Genomic DNA, 14,873 nt, shown 5'->3' with positions numbered 1-14,873 from the left:
GTATGCAAACCGAACAAGGAATGCCCATGAACGTAACGGATCAAACTTTTCCGCGGCACCGGCTGAACGGCCGGCGCAAAGCACCGCAGCGCAGGGGCGCCATCAGCGCTGTGCTGGCTGTTGTCCTCGCCGCAGGACTGGCTTCCTCCACCCCGGTCGCTTTCGCCGATGAGCTCGAAGACAAGCAGAAGGCCCTTGAGGCAGAGGCAGCCAGGGTCCAGCAGTCCTTGGAATTCGTCGATTCCCGTATCGCCAAGGCTGCAAGCGATCTGGTCATGTACCAGGGCCGGCTGCCCGGCGCGCAGCAGGCCCTGTTGGAAGCCCAAGGCCGAGTGGCCGGAGCGGTCAAGGAAGTTGAAGCGCTCTCCGCCCGCGTCGACATGGCGCAGCAGAACAAGGCTAAAATCACGCAGCAGATGGAATCGGACAAGCAGAAGATTGCCGATACCAAAAAACTGATCGGCCAGATCGCCACCCAGGCGTATAAATCCGGCGGAGTACCGTCCAACCTGTCCCTGTTTTTCGGCCCCAATAACGGCGGAAGCCTGACCGAGACAATGGATCTGGCAGACCAGGCCATGCGCAGCCAGAACGCGGCCATGGATAAGCTCCAGCAGCAAAACGCCACGAACGTGAACTCCGAGGCCCGGCTGCAAGCGGTGGAAGCTGAGATTGAGGACCTCAAAGCCAAAGCTGACGCAGCGCTTGAGCGGGAGAAAGCGGCCCGGGATGAAGCAGTTGCCAAGAAGGAAGAGGTGGACCGGCTGATCGCGGACACCTCCCGCCTTGACGCTGAGCTGCAGGCAGCCAAGCCTGGCATCCAGTCGCAGCTTGCACGTGTCCAGGCCAGCCAGAACGCCGTAGCAGCAGAAATCGAGGAACGCGACCGGAAGCTGCGCGAGGCCTGGGAGGCTGAGCAGCGGAGGCAGGCAGAAGCAGCTGCGGCTGCTGCTGCGGCAGCTGCGGCCGCAGCAGCAGCAGCCAAGGGCCAGGCGCCCCCGCCACCCCCGCCGGTGGAGTCGTTCATACCGCCCGCTGGATCACCGTCCGCCTTCGGCCTGCGGCATCCCTTTGACGGGAGCGTGCCGATCACGTCCGGTTTCGGGTGGCGTGCCACCCCGCCAGGCACCATCGACTTCTACGGGCAGGGCGGCTACATGCATACGGGGCTGGACTTCGGCGCAGCCTGCGGCACACCTGTCTATGCTGCAGCGGCAGGGGAAGTCTTCAGCTCCGGCTGGAGCTCTGCGGACGGCGGCGGCTGGCGGGTGAAGATTTCCCACGGCCTGATGCAGGGCAACACGCTGAATACTATCTACTATCACAACGCCAGCATTGTGGTGTCGAACGGCCAGCGGGTCTCGCAGGGGCAGCTAATCGCCTACTCGGGCAACACGGGTAACTCCACCGGCTGCCATGCCCACTTCGAAACCTGGCTGAACGGCAATGCCGTGGATCCGATGGGGCTGCTGTAGGGCGTCTGGCCCTGCCGTACACTGGTATCACTCCGCGCCGGTTGGGCCGGAGGACATCCGATTCTTGAACTGAGGAGCTTTCCCTTGCCTAAAGAAAGTGGCCGTAAAGTAGTGGCCACCAACCGCAAGGCCCGGCACGATTACCACGTGCTGGATACCTACGAGGCTGGAATCGCGCTCATGGGGACCGAAGTAAAGTCCCTGCGCGAAGGCCACGCCTCGATGGTGGACGGATTCTGCACCTTCTACAACGACGAGCTGTGGATGGAAGCCATCCATATCCCGGAGTACAACCAGGGCAGCTGGACCAACCACGCAGCCCGGCGCCGCCGCAAGCTGCTGCTGCACCGCGAGGAACTGATCAAGATCTCGCACAAGGTGCGCGAATCCGGTTACACCATCGTCCCCCTCCAGCTGTACTTCGTTGACGGCCGGGCCAAGGTCGAAATCGGTGTGGCCCGCGGCAAACGCGAGTACGACAAGCGCCAGACCCTCCGTGAGCAGCAGGACAACCGTGAAGCGCAGCGCGAAATGCGGGAGCGCAACCGCCGCCGCTAGGCTGGAATGAATTCCCGGAACGATGCGTTATAGTTGGTAGTCCGGCGGGCTCGCCCGGCGGGTTGGTAAAAGAATATGGGGATGATCGGTTTCGACGATGTTAGTCGCGACAGGTGAAGCGGGCCGAGGATGCAGAATTATCTCGTAAACGCTTTCTGCAAACCAATAAGTGCCGAATCTAAGCGCACTGACTTCGCTCTTGCTGCTTAACCAGTAAGACAGTCCGTCAGTCCGAGGTTGCTATCGCCCCGGATCCTGGCGTCATTTAGATAGCCACTGCTGTTCACCTTCGTCATCGGGGTGAACGGGACTCTTAGATGACTGGGCCCGGATCAGCCAGCTGTTTGCGGCATGGCTGGGGCCGAGAAATTCCGACGCAAACTGCGCCCGGAGAAGCCCTGACAACACGACATCGGACGGGGGTTCAATTCCCCCCATCTCCACATTTGTGATGAGCAGGCACATCCTTAGGGATGTGTCGAGCCATCGGATAACACCCCGGTCTTCGGACCGGGGTGTTTTTCTTTGCCTGGGCAGGTGGTCCCTGGTGATCCATCACTCGTGCCGGCCTCGGAGCAGGTACCGGGCGCCGCGCGTCTTCGTGCCGCCACCTGTCCGGAAGGTCTTGGGCCTGCACCTAGACTGGAGCCCATGAAGGTACTTGTCACCGGCGGCGCCGGGTACATCGGATCGCACACTACTCTTCGTCTTCTTGAGGAAGGCCACGAGGTCGTGGTGGTCGACAATTTATTGAACTCCAGCCGCGAGTCCCTTCGGCGGGTCGAGAAGTTGACGGGCAAGAAGGTCGGGTTCCGCGAAATCGACCTTCTAAACGCCGACGCCATTGATGCCGTCCTCGCTGAGGGCGGCTTTGAAGCTGTTATCCACTTCGCTGGCTTGAAAGCCGTAGGGGAATCAGTGGAGAAGCCCCTCCGCTACTATCAAAACAACGTTGTGGGCACCCTCAATTTGCTGCACAGCATGGACGCAGCCGGTGTCCGCCGGCTGGTTTTCAGTTCGTCCGCGACAGTTTATGGGGCTTCAGAGGATGTACCCCTCACTGAGAAGGCGCCCCTGGATGCGACCAACCCTTATGGTCGCACCAAGGAGCAGATCGAGGACATCCTTTCCGATCTGGGCGCGGCAGACCCGGGCTGGAGCATCGCCCTGCTCCGCTACTTCAATCCTGTAGGCGCCCACGAGTCCGGCCTGATCGGGGAGGACCCCAGCGGTATTCCCAACAACCTTTTGCCCTTTGTGGCGCAGGTTGCAGTTGGGCGCCGTGAAAAAGTCATGGTGTTCGGCAATGACTACCCGACGCCGGATGGAACCGGGGTCCGCGACTACATCCACGTGATGGACCTGGCCGGAGGACATCTGGCAGCACTTGGCTTCATTGCAGCCAAGACCGGCGTCTTTCGCTGGAACCTCGGAACAGGACGTGGATCGTCGGTGCTCGAAGTGATCGAGGAATTCGGTGTTGCGGCCGGACGAAAAGTTCCCTTTGAATTCACACAGCGCCGGCCCGGGGATGCTGCAGTCAGCTATGCCGACCCGTCGGCTGCATTGGCAGATTTGGGCTGGTCAGCACGCCGCGGCCTACGGCAGATGTGCGAGGACCACTGGCGTTGGCAGGCCGGGAATCCTATGGGATACGAGGCAGCCGACTGACAGGCTGGAGGACGCGGCATTAAGTGGGTGTCCTCAAACGCACATAAGTAGCTAACGACGTCGGATCCCGTTCACTCAAGGCGTAGTGCCGGCGGGACTAGCGGCAAGCCGCCAACCGTTGTGCCCGGTAGGACCCGGACGTCCTCACCGCCGGGATTGGGCCACATCCAGGAGGTGCTCCATGAACCAGGGGAGCGAGCCAGCTTCACAGACGCCCGACGTCGACGCCCTGGACTCGTATTCGCAAACCGTTATGCGCGTGGCCGCCACCGTCACGCCCCACGTTGCTGCCCTGGAAATGTCGGCGGCCCGCCGCAACGGACGGGTCCGTGTCGGAGCCGGTTCCGCCGTGCTTTTCACCGAGGACGGCTACCTCCTCACCAACGCCCACGTGGTGGCCGGCACCCAACGCGGGCACGCCGTGTTCGCCGACGGCAGCCGGATGGAGTTGGAACTTGTAGGCGCCGATCCACTGTCCGATCTTGCCGTAGTCCACGGCAGGCCGCCGCGGGTACCGCCGGCGCAATTCGGTGCCGCGGAGTCCTTGCGCGTTGGCCAACTTGTGGTTGCCGTTGGCAACCCCCTGGGCCTGGCCGGCTCGGTAACGGCGGGAGTGGTCAGCGGCCTCGGTCGCGCCATCCCGGTCTGGTCGGGAGGAAACCGGAGGGTGATTGAGGATGTCATCCAGACAGACGCCGCACTCAACCCGGGCAATTCCGGCGGAGCATTGGCGGATACGCACAGCCGGATCGTCGGTATCAACACGGCTGTAGCGGGTGCCGGGCTTGGTCTGGCCATCCCTATTAACGCCACCACACAGCGCATCATCTCCGCCCTGCTGGCGGACGGACGGGTACGCAGGGCGTACCTCGGCCTGGTCAGCACACCGACCCGGCTCACGCCCAGTGCCGTTATTAGGACGGGTCAGCGGGATGCGCTGCGCGTGGTGGAGGTGCTTCCCGGCTCCCCGGCGGACACGGCAGGCTTGGCGGCGGGGGATATCCTTCTTGCCGCGGGCGGCCGCTCTGTCAGCGACGCCGAAAGCCTTCAGCGGTTGCTCTTTTCTGACGCCATCGGCGAACCCCTCCAGCTCGCGGTTCTGCGGGATGGCATGGAAATCCACCTCACGGCCGTCCCGGAAGAGATGACGAGCAACGGAAAGTAGCCCGCCGCAAGCACAACGACGCCCTAAGAGCAGAAGCCCTGGCCACGGAAACGGGTAGGGCTAGCCCTGCCCCGGAACATCTGCGATGCCCACAAAACGCGTGCCGACGCCGTCGAACTCGCTGCGGACGTAACCCTCGCGCACGCGCGGAACGTCGTCGGGGCTGTGATGGCCGCACACAACGTAGGTAAAGTCAGGCCACCACTTCTTGGGGCGCGCCGCTTCCTCGTAGCCGCAGACGGCGCACTCAAGATGGACCCAGACAGGCCGCTTGCCGGTGCGGTTGGCGCGGGACTGGACCAGCCAGGGCGGCGGGTTGTCCAGGATCTCACCCAGCTCCGCCTCGGTCATCCACTTCGGAAGGCCGTGGCGCTGGGCCATTTCCATCGGTACATCAAGGGCAATGGCCGCGTCGCGTCTGCTAATCATCACCATCCACGATACGGGAGCCCGGCAAATCGCCGCAGCCGCGCTAGGTGGCCAGGGCAATGCCGGCGGCAGCAGCCCCAAAGCCCAGGACAAGGTTGGCCGCTACATTCAACACTGCGGAGCCGAACCGCTCTTCAACTAACAGCCGCACAGTCGCCGTGGTCCATGAACTGAAGGTGGTGAGCCCGCCTGCCAGCCCGATGGCCAGCGCGGTCTGCCATTCCGGGGCGAGCTCCAGCTTCACCGTCATGGAATGCGAGACGCCGATGATGAAGCATCCTGCCACGTTCACCAGCAGCGTGGCCCAGGGCCAGTGCAGCGGGTGTTCGGACGCCGAAGCGGGCATAGAAGCCCCAATCGAGGAGGCCGTCCGGTTGGACGTGTGATGGGCGAACCAACTGTCCACCCCGAAGCGAAGAAGCGCGCCGGCCACACCGAACAGGCCCACGAGCACAGCAGCCATCACGCCCGGCTACCAGGCACACCGTCAAGGCGCCCGGCCACCAACTTGCCGAACCGCCAACCCAGACCCGCCGCCGTCAGACCAGCAAACACCGACAACACGAGGTAGGCTGCCCACACCACATGCCCGCCGCCCCGGGCCAACTGGTCCACGGAAAATACCACGGCCGAGAACGTCGTGAAGGACCCCAGCAGCCCCGGCCCCAGCCCCGCCCTGATCCAGAACGCGGTCTGCGGCCGGGCGATCCAGATAGTTGTCAACCCAGCCAGGACGAAACTGCCGCCAACGTTGATCCACAGCGTGGCCCATGGCAGCGACCCCGGAGCATCCGGAAAGGCGAGACCCAGGCCGTAACGCAATTCAGTGCCGATGAGGCCTCCGGCGGCAACAGCAAGCCAGGCGCGGCCCGCCGGCATGCCGGCAGGCTTCATTCAGCTGTCCCCAAGGAGGCAGCCCGGATGGGGATGGTCGCTGTGCACCCACAGTGCCGAGGTGATCTCGTCCGCGAGGTCGTAGTCCCTGGTCCTGCCGGAATTCCTGATCCGGACCACCAGCGCGCCGCCGAACGGCTTGCGGCCCACCACCTCAACTTCGGCGTCGAGGTCAATCTCCTCCGCAGAAAGGTATCGGAGCAGGTCGGGGTTCTCATCGCTGATCCGGGTGATCCTGCCAATGTGCCCCTGGTCCAGCTCACCCAACAGGTGGGCGCGGGGCATCAGCACTTTCCCGTCCGCCGTGGGAATGGGGTCGCCGTGCGGATCACGCTGCGGGTCTCCGAGTTTGGCCGCAACACGCTCAATAAACGTGTCCGAGACGGCGTGCTCCAGCAGTTCGGCTTCGTCGTGGACCTCGTCCCAGCTGTAACCCAGCTGCTGGACAAGGTAGGTCTCAATCAGGCGGTGGCGCCGCACCATGGAAAGGGCCAGCCGGACCCCGGCGTCCGTGAGCGTGATGGCGCTGTAGGGCTTATGGTCAACGAGGCCCTGGTCCTTCAGCTTGCGGACCATCTCGGAGACCGATGAATTGGCGACGCCGAGGCGCTGGGCCAGCTGGGAGGACGTGATGGGCTTGTCCTGCCATTCCGTGAACGAGTAGATGACCTTGACGTAATCCTCAATGGAGGAGGAGGGCGCGCTGGTCTTCACAGCTCCAAGCCTACCCGTTGCCCGTTCGCGGTCATGCTTTGAAGGCCCGCCACGTGAGTGTCAGGTAGGGCAGTTCGAGCTCTTCGTCCACACTGTGGCCCAGGTGGTCGTGGAGGTACCAGTCGAGGTTGGCCAGCACCTTGGCACGCGTGGTTTCGCCGGCCCGCAGGTAATAGCTCCGCGACTTGGTGAGCTCCACCAAATCGGTGGTGGTGACTTGGTCCTGCCAGTGGGTGACGTGGCCCTCGAGCCCCTTGAACTCCGGCCCCACGAGCGGCCGGGAGTCCGGCTTGTATACGTCCCCGGCATGCATGATTCGGGAGAGCCGGTGGACCCAGGGCACGGATGTGTCCAGCTGGTTCCAGATCAGGCCCAGCGTCCCGTTCGGACGCAGGACGCGTGCCAGTTCCGTGCTTGCCGCCAAGGCGTCGCACCAGTGCCAGGCCTGGGCAACGCTGACGACGTCGAAGGCCGCCGTGGGCAGGCCGGTCGCCTCGGCGGTGGCGTGGATTGCCGTGGTGCCCGGGTAGTGCGCCTGTAACTGTGCCAGCATGTCAGCGGAGGGATCAAGGGCGGTGACGGACAGGCCCAGGCCCAGCAGCAGTTCGGTGAACTTGCCGGTGCCGGCCCCGGCGTCGAGGGCATCACGGGCTCCCGGGGGAACAAGCCATTGAGCTGATTCCTTCGGATAGCCAGGACGGACCCGCTGGTAGTGCCGCCCGCCGCCCTGGAAGCTCTGTCCGAGCTCCCGGCGCCGTCCGTGATCAAGTTTGGGGCCACCCCGTACCACGTGTGGCCTCCTTCGTCTGATGCCCTTGGGTATCCTTCGAATTTACCGCACCTGCCGCTTAGGCAAGATCAGCAGACAAGATCGGCACCAAAGCCAGCGCGCGGAACACGAGGAGTCGGCAGGGGCTCAGTCGTCGATGCAGGGGGCAGCCCCGGCGGTACCCGGAGTGTTGGGTGCCCAGTGCGGGTAGGTCCGCGTGTCGTTGGCGGGGACCCAGCGCCCTGCATCCACCACGTAGTCCCACCCCAGCCCGTTGTGGCGCAGGGACTCGATACCGGCAAGGAGCCGTTCTGCATCCTCGAGGCGCGAACCGACCCCGAAGCTCGCCCGAAGGGAACCGGAAGGAAGCCCCAGCCGCTTCAGCAGCGGATGCGCGCAGAAGCGCCCGTCGCGCAGGCCAACACCGTGCTCAGCAGACAGATAGGCGGCCACCAGCCCGGCGTCGTAGCCTTCAACGGAGAAGTTGACCACGCCGATCGTGTCCGTGTCCGGGTTGGTGTCCTTGAAGATCTGGTGGACGGTCACGCCGTCGATCCTCTGCAGGCCCTCCACGAGGAAGGAACGGATGGCGGACTCGTGGGCGTGCCACTGGTCCTGGTCCAGCCCGGCGATCACCTGCGTGGCGCGTGCCAGGGTGGCTGCACCAAGGACATTGGGGGAGCCGCCCTCGTGGCGGGCCGGGCCGGTGGCCCAGCTGACGCCGTCGAGCCTTGCTTCCTTGACGGCACCACCGCCTGCGAGGTGGGGTGTTCCGGCGTCGAGCCAGTCAGTGCGGCCCACCAGCACGCCGGCGCCAAACGGTGCGTACAGCTTGTGGCCGGAGAATGCGAGGTAGTCGACGCCGTCCGCGGCGATATTGATGGGGCGGTGAGGTGCCAGCTGTGCTGCGTCCACCACAATCCGTGCGCCGTGTTCATGGGCGAGAGCGGCCAGGGCGCGGATGGGAAGGATCTCACCAGTGACGTTGGAGGCGCCGGTGACGGCCAGCAGGCTCACGCCGCCCTGCTCCAATTCGGCGCGGATGGACTCTATGGTCCCGGCGATGGTGTCGGCGGCGACGATGCTGCGGTGGGGGACGCCCTGCCACGGCAGCAGGTTCGCGTGGTGCTCGATGTCCAGGTACAGCACGTCGCCGTCGGGCCGTCCGTCTGTGGTGGGCAGGCAGCCGGCCAGCAGGTTAAGGGAATCGGTAGTGTTCCGGGTGAAGATCACCGAATCATCCGGACGGCCGCCCACGAACTCCCTCACGATGTGGCGGGAATTTTCGTAGACGGACGTGCTGATCTGGGAAGCGTAGCCGGCCCCCCGGTGGACGCTCGCGTAAAACGGCAGGATCTCGTTGAGGTAGGCCGAGACCACCGAGAGGGCGGGAGCGGAAGCGCCATAGTCGAGGTTGGCGTACCGTACGTGGCCGCCGGAAATCAGGGGCGCCTGGATTTCAGCGCCGGTGACAGCCGAAAGCGGGCGTCCGGCGGCGGCCCGGCGGGCATCAAAGGGGGCGGCGGCGTCAGGCTGGACCGTTTCAGGCTGGGCGGCGGCATTGGGGGAGACGGTGGCAGTAGTCACAGAGACCTCACTTCGAAAGGACCCCCTGTACCGGGAATCCGCGCTTGCCGCATCCGTTCCGGACCGGCCTGGTCGTCACCCGGGGCACCCCACCGCGGTTGGAGGGTTGCCGGCCAGCAAACCGGGGTTTCGCGCTGGCACTCGTGACCTGATTAAGAGCGTAGGACATGGGGCAGGAAGGTTTGAAGCCGGCCCGAATGTTAAGCGCTTTGTTACGCGTCCGCTGAAAAGTGATGCTTTGGCCGAAGAAAACGACGGCGGGCGCCTCCTTTTGGAAGCGCCCGCCGCTGATTGTTCGATAACGGTGCTTAGAGAAGATCGTCCAGGTCCGGGTTCAACCGGCGGAGTACCTCGGAGTGCAGGATGGAATTTGTGGCCAGCGCGTTGCCGCCGAATGGCCCGTCCTCCCCTTCCAGGGAGGTAAAGCGGCCGCCGGCTTCGACCACGATCGGCACGAGCGCCGCCATGTCGTAGAGGTTGAGTTCGGGTTCGCAGGCGATGTCCACCGTGCCTTCCGCCACCATGCAGTAGGACCAGAAATCTCCGTACGCCCGGGTCCGCCACACATCCTCGGTGAGGCCCAGGAAGTTGTCCAGGTTCCCGCGTTCCTTCCATCCGCCCAGGCTGGAGTAGGACAGCGAAGCGTCGGACAAGTTGGCGACATTGGAGACGCGAAGCCGGGTGGCAGCAGCCAGCGACCGGCCCATGTAGGCGCCCATGCCCTTGGCCGCCCACCAGCGCTTGCCCAGGGCAGGTGCGCTCACCACTCCAACCACGGGCTCGCCTTCATCCACCAGGGCGATCAGGGTGGCCCAGACGGGGACGCCGCGGACGAAGTTCTTGGTGCCGTCGATGGGGTCGATGATCCAGCGGCGGGACCCGTGGCCGGTACTGCCAAACTCTTCCCCGAGCACGGCGTCACGCGGACGGGAACGAGACAACTGGCCTCGGATGGCTTCTTCTGCGGCCTTGTCCGCGTCCGTGACCGGCGTCAGGTCAGGCTTGGTCTCCACCTGGAGGTCCTGGGCCTTGAACCGGCTCATGGTCTGGTCATCCACGGAGTCCGCCAGGACGTGGGCCAGGCGCAGGTCATCGTTGTAGCTTGAAGCGGGTTGGATCATGGTTCCAAACTACCGTCTGCGCGCTGATCTGCTGGGAGATCGGCACCGTCAGTTGACGCTGCCGAGTTCCTTCGTCTCCTGCGCCTCCAGGCGGGGGTCGGTGCCCAACAGGCGCCGCAGCGAAGCCAGCCGTGCTTCTCCGGTGGCGCCGGCATGGCCGCCCCGCACCCAGGCGTCCAGTCCGCAGTTCACTGCGGTGGCGGTGTGCTTGCAGCCGCGTTCGCAGTCCTCGATGCCGGGAGAGAGATCGGGGAAGGAGCGCAGGATCCGGTCCGGGTCCACGTGGGCCAGGCCGAAGGAGCGGATGCCCGGGGTGTCGATAATCCAGCTGCCCACAGGAGCATCCGTGAGCCTCAACGCCAGCGCTGACGACGACGTGTGGCGCCCGCGCCCTGTCACCGCATTGACCCCGCCGGTGGCCCGTTCCGCCCCGGTGAGCGCATTCACCATGGTTGACTTGCCTACGCCTGAATGCCCCAGCATGACGGTCACTTTTTCATCCAGGTAACTCCGAAGCTCTGTCACGGCCTTGCTGTCGAGCCGGGCGGACAGGCCGTCGTCCGAGCGGGCGTCGATGCCCGAAGCACTGGAGTCGGCTGTCCGGCTGATGATCACCGGGAAGTCGAGGTGCGTGTAGTTGGACAGCAGGTCCGCCGGATCCTTGACGTCCGCCTTGGTGACCAACAGGATCGGGTCGATTCCGGCGTCGTAGGCTGCCACCAGGGCGCGGTCGATGAAACCGGTGCGTGGCTCGGGGTTGGCCGCGGCCACAACAATCACCAGCTGGTCCGCGTTAGCCACCACGGCCCGTTCCACGGGATCCGTGTCATCGGCGCTGCGCCGCAGCAGGGTCCGGCGGTCCTGGATCTTGACCAGCCGGGCGAGGGTGTCCGGTTCGCCTGAGACGTCGCCCACGAGGGAGACGAAATCGCCTGCCACCACCGGGTTGCGGCGCAGTTCGCGTGCCCTCGCGGCGATGACCACGCGTTCGTTGCCGGAGTCCTCACCCACCACTGCCGTGTACCTGCCGCGGTCAACGGTGATGATCCGACCAGTCACGGCGTCGTCGTGGCTGGGCCGGTCCTTCGTGCGTGGGCGGGACCCTTTTTTGCTGGGCCGGATCCGGACATCCGATTCGTCCCAGGAATCAGTGCTGCGCGCCACCGGTGGAACCTTCCGCGCCGGTGTTTGCAGGGCCAGCCTGGGCCAGCATGTCTGCCCACAGCCGGGGGAAGTCCGGCATGGTTTTCGCAGTAGTGGCGATGTCCTCCACCTGGACCCCGTCCACTGCCAGGCCAAGGATGGCCCCCGCCGTCGCCATACGGTGGTCGGCGTAGCTGTGGACGACGCCGGCATGCAGCTTGGCCGGCCGGATCACCAGGCCGTCGCTGGTCTCCTCGGCATCACCGCCAAGCCGGTTGATCTCGGTGACCAGGGCAGCGAGCCTGTCGGTTTCGTGACCGCGCAGGTGCGCGATGCCGCTGAGCCGGGAGGGTCCGCTGGCCAGGGCACAAAGCGCGGCGACGGTGGGGGCCAACTCGCTTGTGTCCGCGAAATCGGCGCCCTTGATTTCCGGTCCGCCGGTTACGGTGAGGACGCCGTCGCGGAGGGTGACCTCCGCGCCCATGTCGGCAAGGATGGTCCGCCAGAGATCGCCCACCTGCTGGGTCTGATCCGGCCAGCCGGGAATCCGGACTGTTCCGCCGGAGGCCAGAGCCGCGGCGAGGAAGGGCCCGGCGTTGGACAGGTCCTGCTCAATCCGCTGGTCGAAGGCGCTGATGGGTCCAGGGGCAACCACCCAGTGGTTGGGGACCGAATCGTCAACAACAACCCCGGCATCGCGCAGGACAGCGACCGTCATGTTGATGTGGTCCAGGCTGGGTACCGGCTTCCCGACGTGCTCAAGGTGCAGGCCTTCGGTGAACCGTGCTCCCACCAGGAGCAGCGCCGAAACAAATTGTGAGGAGGCGCTGGCGTCGATGACCAGATGCCCGCCGCGCACCTCTCCAGTGCCCTCCACCACAAACGGCAACGACGACGGCGCGCTGCCGTCTTCGGCGGTAACCGCCACTCCCAGCGCCTTGAGGGCTTCAATGATGGTCGCCATGGGCCGTTTACGGGCGTGGGGGTCGCCGTCGAATATGCTGGCGCCGTTGCGCAGCGCCGCCAGCGGCGGAACGAACCGCATTACGGTTCCGGCAAGGCCGCAGTCAATACTGGTGGAGGACGCCGCCGCGTCCGCCGCGAGCGGGACCACCTCCAGGTCCGGACCGAACGCGCCATCCCCGGGCACCTCGGTGATGGTGGCGCCGAGCCGGCGGAGCGCATCAATCATCAACGCGGAGTCCCTGGAATGCAGCGGCGCACGCAGGCGCGACGGACCGTCGGCCAGCGCTGCGAGCACCAGGTACCGATTGGTTAGCGACTTGGAACCGGGCACCGTAACAGTTGCGTTGACGGGTCGGGACGCGAAAGGCGCGGGCCAGTGGGGGAGGGACGTTCCGGCATTGTCCTGGGTGGCGGCGGCTGCAGCGGTCATGTCCTGCTTATGCCCCCGTGGCCTGTTCGACGGCGCGGCGTACGGCCTTGTCAGCCTTGTCAAGCTTCTTGTTGGTGGTCTTCCTGGCGTCCGCGGCAAGGTGAACTGCACCCTTCCGGGCATCTGCAGCCAGGTGCTCGGCGCGCCAAACCAGTCCCGGCTTGCCGTCCGTGTCAACAGAAGCGAGCAGCGCTCCGCCACTGAGTGAAAGGTTCTTCAGCAGCTGGTTGCGGCGGTTCCCGCGCCCTTCCTTGCTGCTGATGTCCGCACTGCGCCATTCAACGAAGGTGTTGAGAAGGGAAATGACGGCCAGCACGGTGGCCGACAGCCGGGAAAACTTCCCGAGCCCAAAGAGGACGCCCGCGCCCACCTGCGTGCCGCCAATAACCCGTGCCAGCGTCTTCTCGTCAGTACGGAACGGCAGCGCCGATGTGGCCTTGCTCAGCAACGGTGACAGCTGTTGTGCCGTGTCATCGGCGTTCTTGAGCTTATCCATTCCGGCAAGAACAAAACTGGAAGCCAGCATGGGCCGTGCGAGTGTGCGGACAAAGGACATGGATTTCCTCCTGGATGGACGAACCGCGTCGGGTGCGGCGAAGTCCGTTCTAGTCTTGCACTTTTGGGGAATATTTGCCCAAGGGCCGGGGTTATGGATGCTGGGTCCGCGAGAGCCGGGTCCAAAGACAAAGCACCGGACAACAGAGCGGAGTTGGCCCTTGAGGCGGGTGTTGGACGGAATTGACGCAGCAGGCCCGGTGGCAATGGACTCCTTGGAGGCCGAACCCCCCGAATATGGCTCGCCGCGGGCGCGGAGCCTGACAGTAGACTTGAAGGCAATGAGCACCTTGGATCCGGCCGTTTCGGCCATGTATGAGGCTTCCCAACGCGAAGCCAAAAGCAGCGCTGACGCACGGCCCGAGTCTGCAGAGGCAACGGTGGAATCACAGCAGCCTGACGCGGAAACCATCGAAGAGGTGGTCGAAGTTTCCACGGAATCCGCAGAGGCACGGCGCGCCCGGTTCGAGCGGGACGCAATGCAGTATGTCGATCAGCTTTATTCTGCCGCCATGCGCATGGCCCGGAACCCTGCCGACGCCGAGGACCTCGTCCAGGAGGCCTACACCAAGGCTTTTTCCGCGTTTCACCAGTACAGGCCGGGAACAAACCTTAAGGCTTGGCTTTACCGCATTCTGACGAACACCTATATCAATCTGTACCGTAAACGGCAGCGCGAGCCGCTTCAGTCCAACTCGGACACCATCGAGGACTGGCAATTGGCGCGGGCCGAGTCACACACCTCCAGCGGCCTGCGCTCCGCAGAGGCAGAGGCGCTGGATCACCTGCCCGATTCGGACGTCAAGCGCGCGCTCCAGGACATTCCCGAAGAATTCCGCCTTGCGGTGTACTTCGCGGACGTCGAAGGCTTCGCGTACAAGGAAATTTCAGACATCATGAACACGCCCATAGGCACTGTGATGTCCCGGCTCCACCGCGGCCGGAGAATGTTGCGGGACATGCTCGCGGAGTACGCCGCCGAGCGGGGATTTAAAACGGCCGCACCTCCACAGGACGCGGCGGGAAGCACACAACAGGAGAACAGGAAATGAGCGACTGCCAGGGATTGGGCGACTGCGACGACACCCGGATGCAACGCATCTATGAGTATCTGGACGGCGCCTTAACCCGTGAAGACATCACGGAAATCAAGACCCACCTTGATGAATGCCCGGAATGCACGGAGCAGTACGACCTTGAGTGCGTGATCCGCAACATGGTCAAGCGCTCCTGCACCGAAGCTGCCCCCGATAATCTGAAGAACGCCATCCTGGACCGGATCCACTCGATCCGGCCGGTGGACGCATAGGTCAGCTGTCCAGCAGCCAGGCCAGGGCCGGGATTCCCAAACCTGAACACAAAGGACCCCGGAGGCCGAGTGGCTTCCGGGGTCCTT

16 protein-coding genes, 1 other RNA gene and 1 riboswitch are annotated in these 14,873 nt (G+C 64.7%); of the genes, 7 read left to right on the top strand and 10 right to left on the bottom strand.

The features are described 5' to 3' along the window. Positions 1-26: 26 nt before the first annotated feature. The 5 genes from M1E07_RS13260 to M1E07_RS13240 all read left to right on the top strand — a co-directional run bounded on the left by M1E07_RS13260 (position 27) and on the right by M1E07_RS13240 (position 4,869). The gene (locus tag M1E07_RS13260; protein WP_461187137.1) at positions 27-1,475 is read left to right on the top strand and encodes a peptidoglycan DD-metalloendopeptidase family protein; all 1,449 of its coding nucleotides are present in this window, start codon (positions 27-29) and stop codon (positions 1,473-1,475) included. An 84-nt stretch (positions 1,476-1,559) separates the two neighbouring features. Beyond that, the gene (gene smpB / locus M1E07_RS13255) at positions 1,560-2,033 is read left to right on the top strand and encodes an SsrA-binding protein SmpB (RefSeq protein ID WP_050054575.1); all 474 of its coding nucleotides are present in this window, start codon (positions 1,560-1,562) and stop codon (positions 2,031-2,033) included. Positions 2,034-2,110: 77 nt separating this feature from the next. Beyond that, positions 2,111-2,479, top strand: a transfer-messenger RNA (tmRNA) gene (gene ssrA / locus M1E07_RS13250). 205 nt (positions 2,480-2,684) lie between these two features. After that, the gene (gene galE, locus M1E07_RS13245) at positions 2,685-3,704 is read left to right on the top strand and encodes a UDP-glucose 4-epimerase GalE (RefSeq protein WP_461187136.1); all 1,020 of its coding nucleotides are present in this window, start codon (positions 2,685-2,687) and stop codon (positions 3,702-3,704) included. Positions 3,705-3,885: 181 nt separating this feature from the next. Then, complete coding sequence (locus M1E07_RS13240) at positions 3,886-4,869, top strand: S1C family serine protease (RefSeq protein WP_461187135.1); 984 nt, start codon at positions 3,886-3,888, stop codon at positions 4,867-4,869. 60 nt (positions 4,870-4,929) lie between these two features. Here M1E07_RS13240 and M1E07_RS13235 read toward each other — a convergent pair whose 3' ends face one another. From M1E07_RS13235 to M1E07_RS13190, 10 genes are all read right to left on the bottom strand, one after another. After that, complete coding sequence (locus tag M1E07_RS13235) at positions 4,930-5,298, bottom strand: hypothetical protein (protein ID WP_461187134.1); 369 nt, start codon at positions 5,296-5,298, stop codon at positions 4,930-4,932. A gap of 43 nt (positions 5,299-5,341) precedes the next feature. Then, on the bottom strand, positions 5,342-5,761 hold the full coding sequence (locus tag M1E07_RS13230; protein WP_461187133.1) for a fluoride efflux transporter FluC: 420 nt from the start codon (positions 5,759-5,761) through the stop codon (positions 5,342-5,344). Continuing rightward, positions 5,761-6,192: a fluoride efflux transporter FluC gene (locus M1E07_RS13225; protein WP_461187132.1), complete on the bottom strand. Its 432-nt coding sequence runs from the start codon at positions 6,190-6,192 to the stop codon at positions 5,761-5,763. The genes M1E07_RS13230 and M1E07_RS13225 overlap by 1 nt, the downstream gene beginning before the upstream one ends. Continuing rightward, positions 6,193-6,906 (bottom strand): metal-dependent transcriptional regulator, encoded by a 714-nt coding sequence (locus tag M1E07_RS13220; protein ID WP_461187131.1) that lies wholly within the window; start codon positions 6,904-6,906, stop codon positions 6,193-6,195. Positions 6,907-6,937: 31 nt separating this feature from the next. Then, positions 6,938-7,696: a class I SAM-dependent methyltransferase gene (locus M1E07_RS13215; RefSeq protein ID WP_461187130.1), complete on the bottom strand. Its 759-nt coding sequence runs from the start codon at positions 7,694-7,696 to the stop codon at positions 6,938-6,940. 126 nt (positions 7,697-7,822) lie between these two features. Further along, positions 7,823-9,262: an aminotransferase class V-fold PLP-dependent enzyme gene (locus M1E07_RS13210; RefSeq protein WP_461187129.1), complete on the bottom strand. Its 1,440-nt coding sequence runs from the start codon at positions 9,260-9,262 to the stop codon at positions 7,823-7,825. Positions 9,263-9,297: 35 nt separating this feature from the next. After that, a riboswitch (SAM riboswitch) is annotated at positions 9,298-9,411 on the bottom strand. Positions 9,412-9,570: 159 nt separating this feature from the next. Then, on the bottom strand, positions 9,571-10,383 hold the full coding sequence (gene hisN, locus M1E07_RS13205; RefSeq protein WP_461187128.1) for a histidinol-phosphatase: 813 nt from the start codon (positions 10,381-10,383) through the stop codon (positions 9,571-9,573). A gap of 48 nt (positions 10,384-10,431) precedes the next feature. After that, positions 10,432-11,547 (bottom strand): ribosome small subunit-dependent GTPase A, encoded by a 1,116-nt coding sequence (rsgA, locus tag M1E07_RS13200; protein WP_461187127.1) that lies wholly within the window; start codon positions 11,545-11,547, stop codon positions 10,432-10,434. Beyond that, entirely contained in the window at positions 11,531-12,922 is a 1,392-nt protein-coding gene (gene aroA / locus M1E07_RS13195; protein WP_461187126.1) for a 3-phosphoshikimate 1-carboxyvinyltransferase, read from the bottom strand. The genes rsgA and aroA overlap by 17 nt, the downstream gene beginning before the upstream one ends. 7 nt (positions 12,923-12,929) lie before the next feature. Further along, positions 12,930-13,478, bottom strand: coding sequence for a DoxX family protein (locus M1E07_RS13190; RefSeq protein ID WP_461187125.1), 549 nt, complete (start codon positions 13,476-13,478; stop codon positions 12,930-12,932). Between the two features lie 280 nt (positions 13,479-13,758). Between M1E07_RS13190 and M1E07_RS13185 the strand changes: the two genes are divergently transcribed. Then, positions 13,759-14,529, top strand: coding sequence for a sigma-70 family RNA polymerase sigma factor (locus tag M1E07_RS13185; RefSeq protein ID WP_461187124.1), 771 nt, complete (start codon positions 13,759-13,761; stop codon positions 14,527-14,529). Further along, positions 14,526-14,786 carry a mycothiol system anti-sigma-R factor gene (gene rsrA, locus M1E07_RS13180; RefSeq protein ID WP_091415642.1) on the top strand — a complete coding sequence of 87 codons (261 nt, stop codon included), beginning with the start codon at positions 14,526-14,528 and terminating at the stop codon, positions 14,784-14,786. Before M1E07_RS13185 ends, rsrA begins: the two co-directional genes overlap by 4 nt. Positions 14,787-14,873: the final 87 nt, after the last annotated feature.

The organism is Arthrobacter sp. Z4-13 (assembly GCF_054792705.1).
Note: the sequence above shows the minus strand (reverse complement) of the source record. Positions and strands in the feature narration are given on the sequence as shown.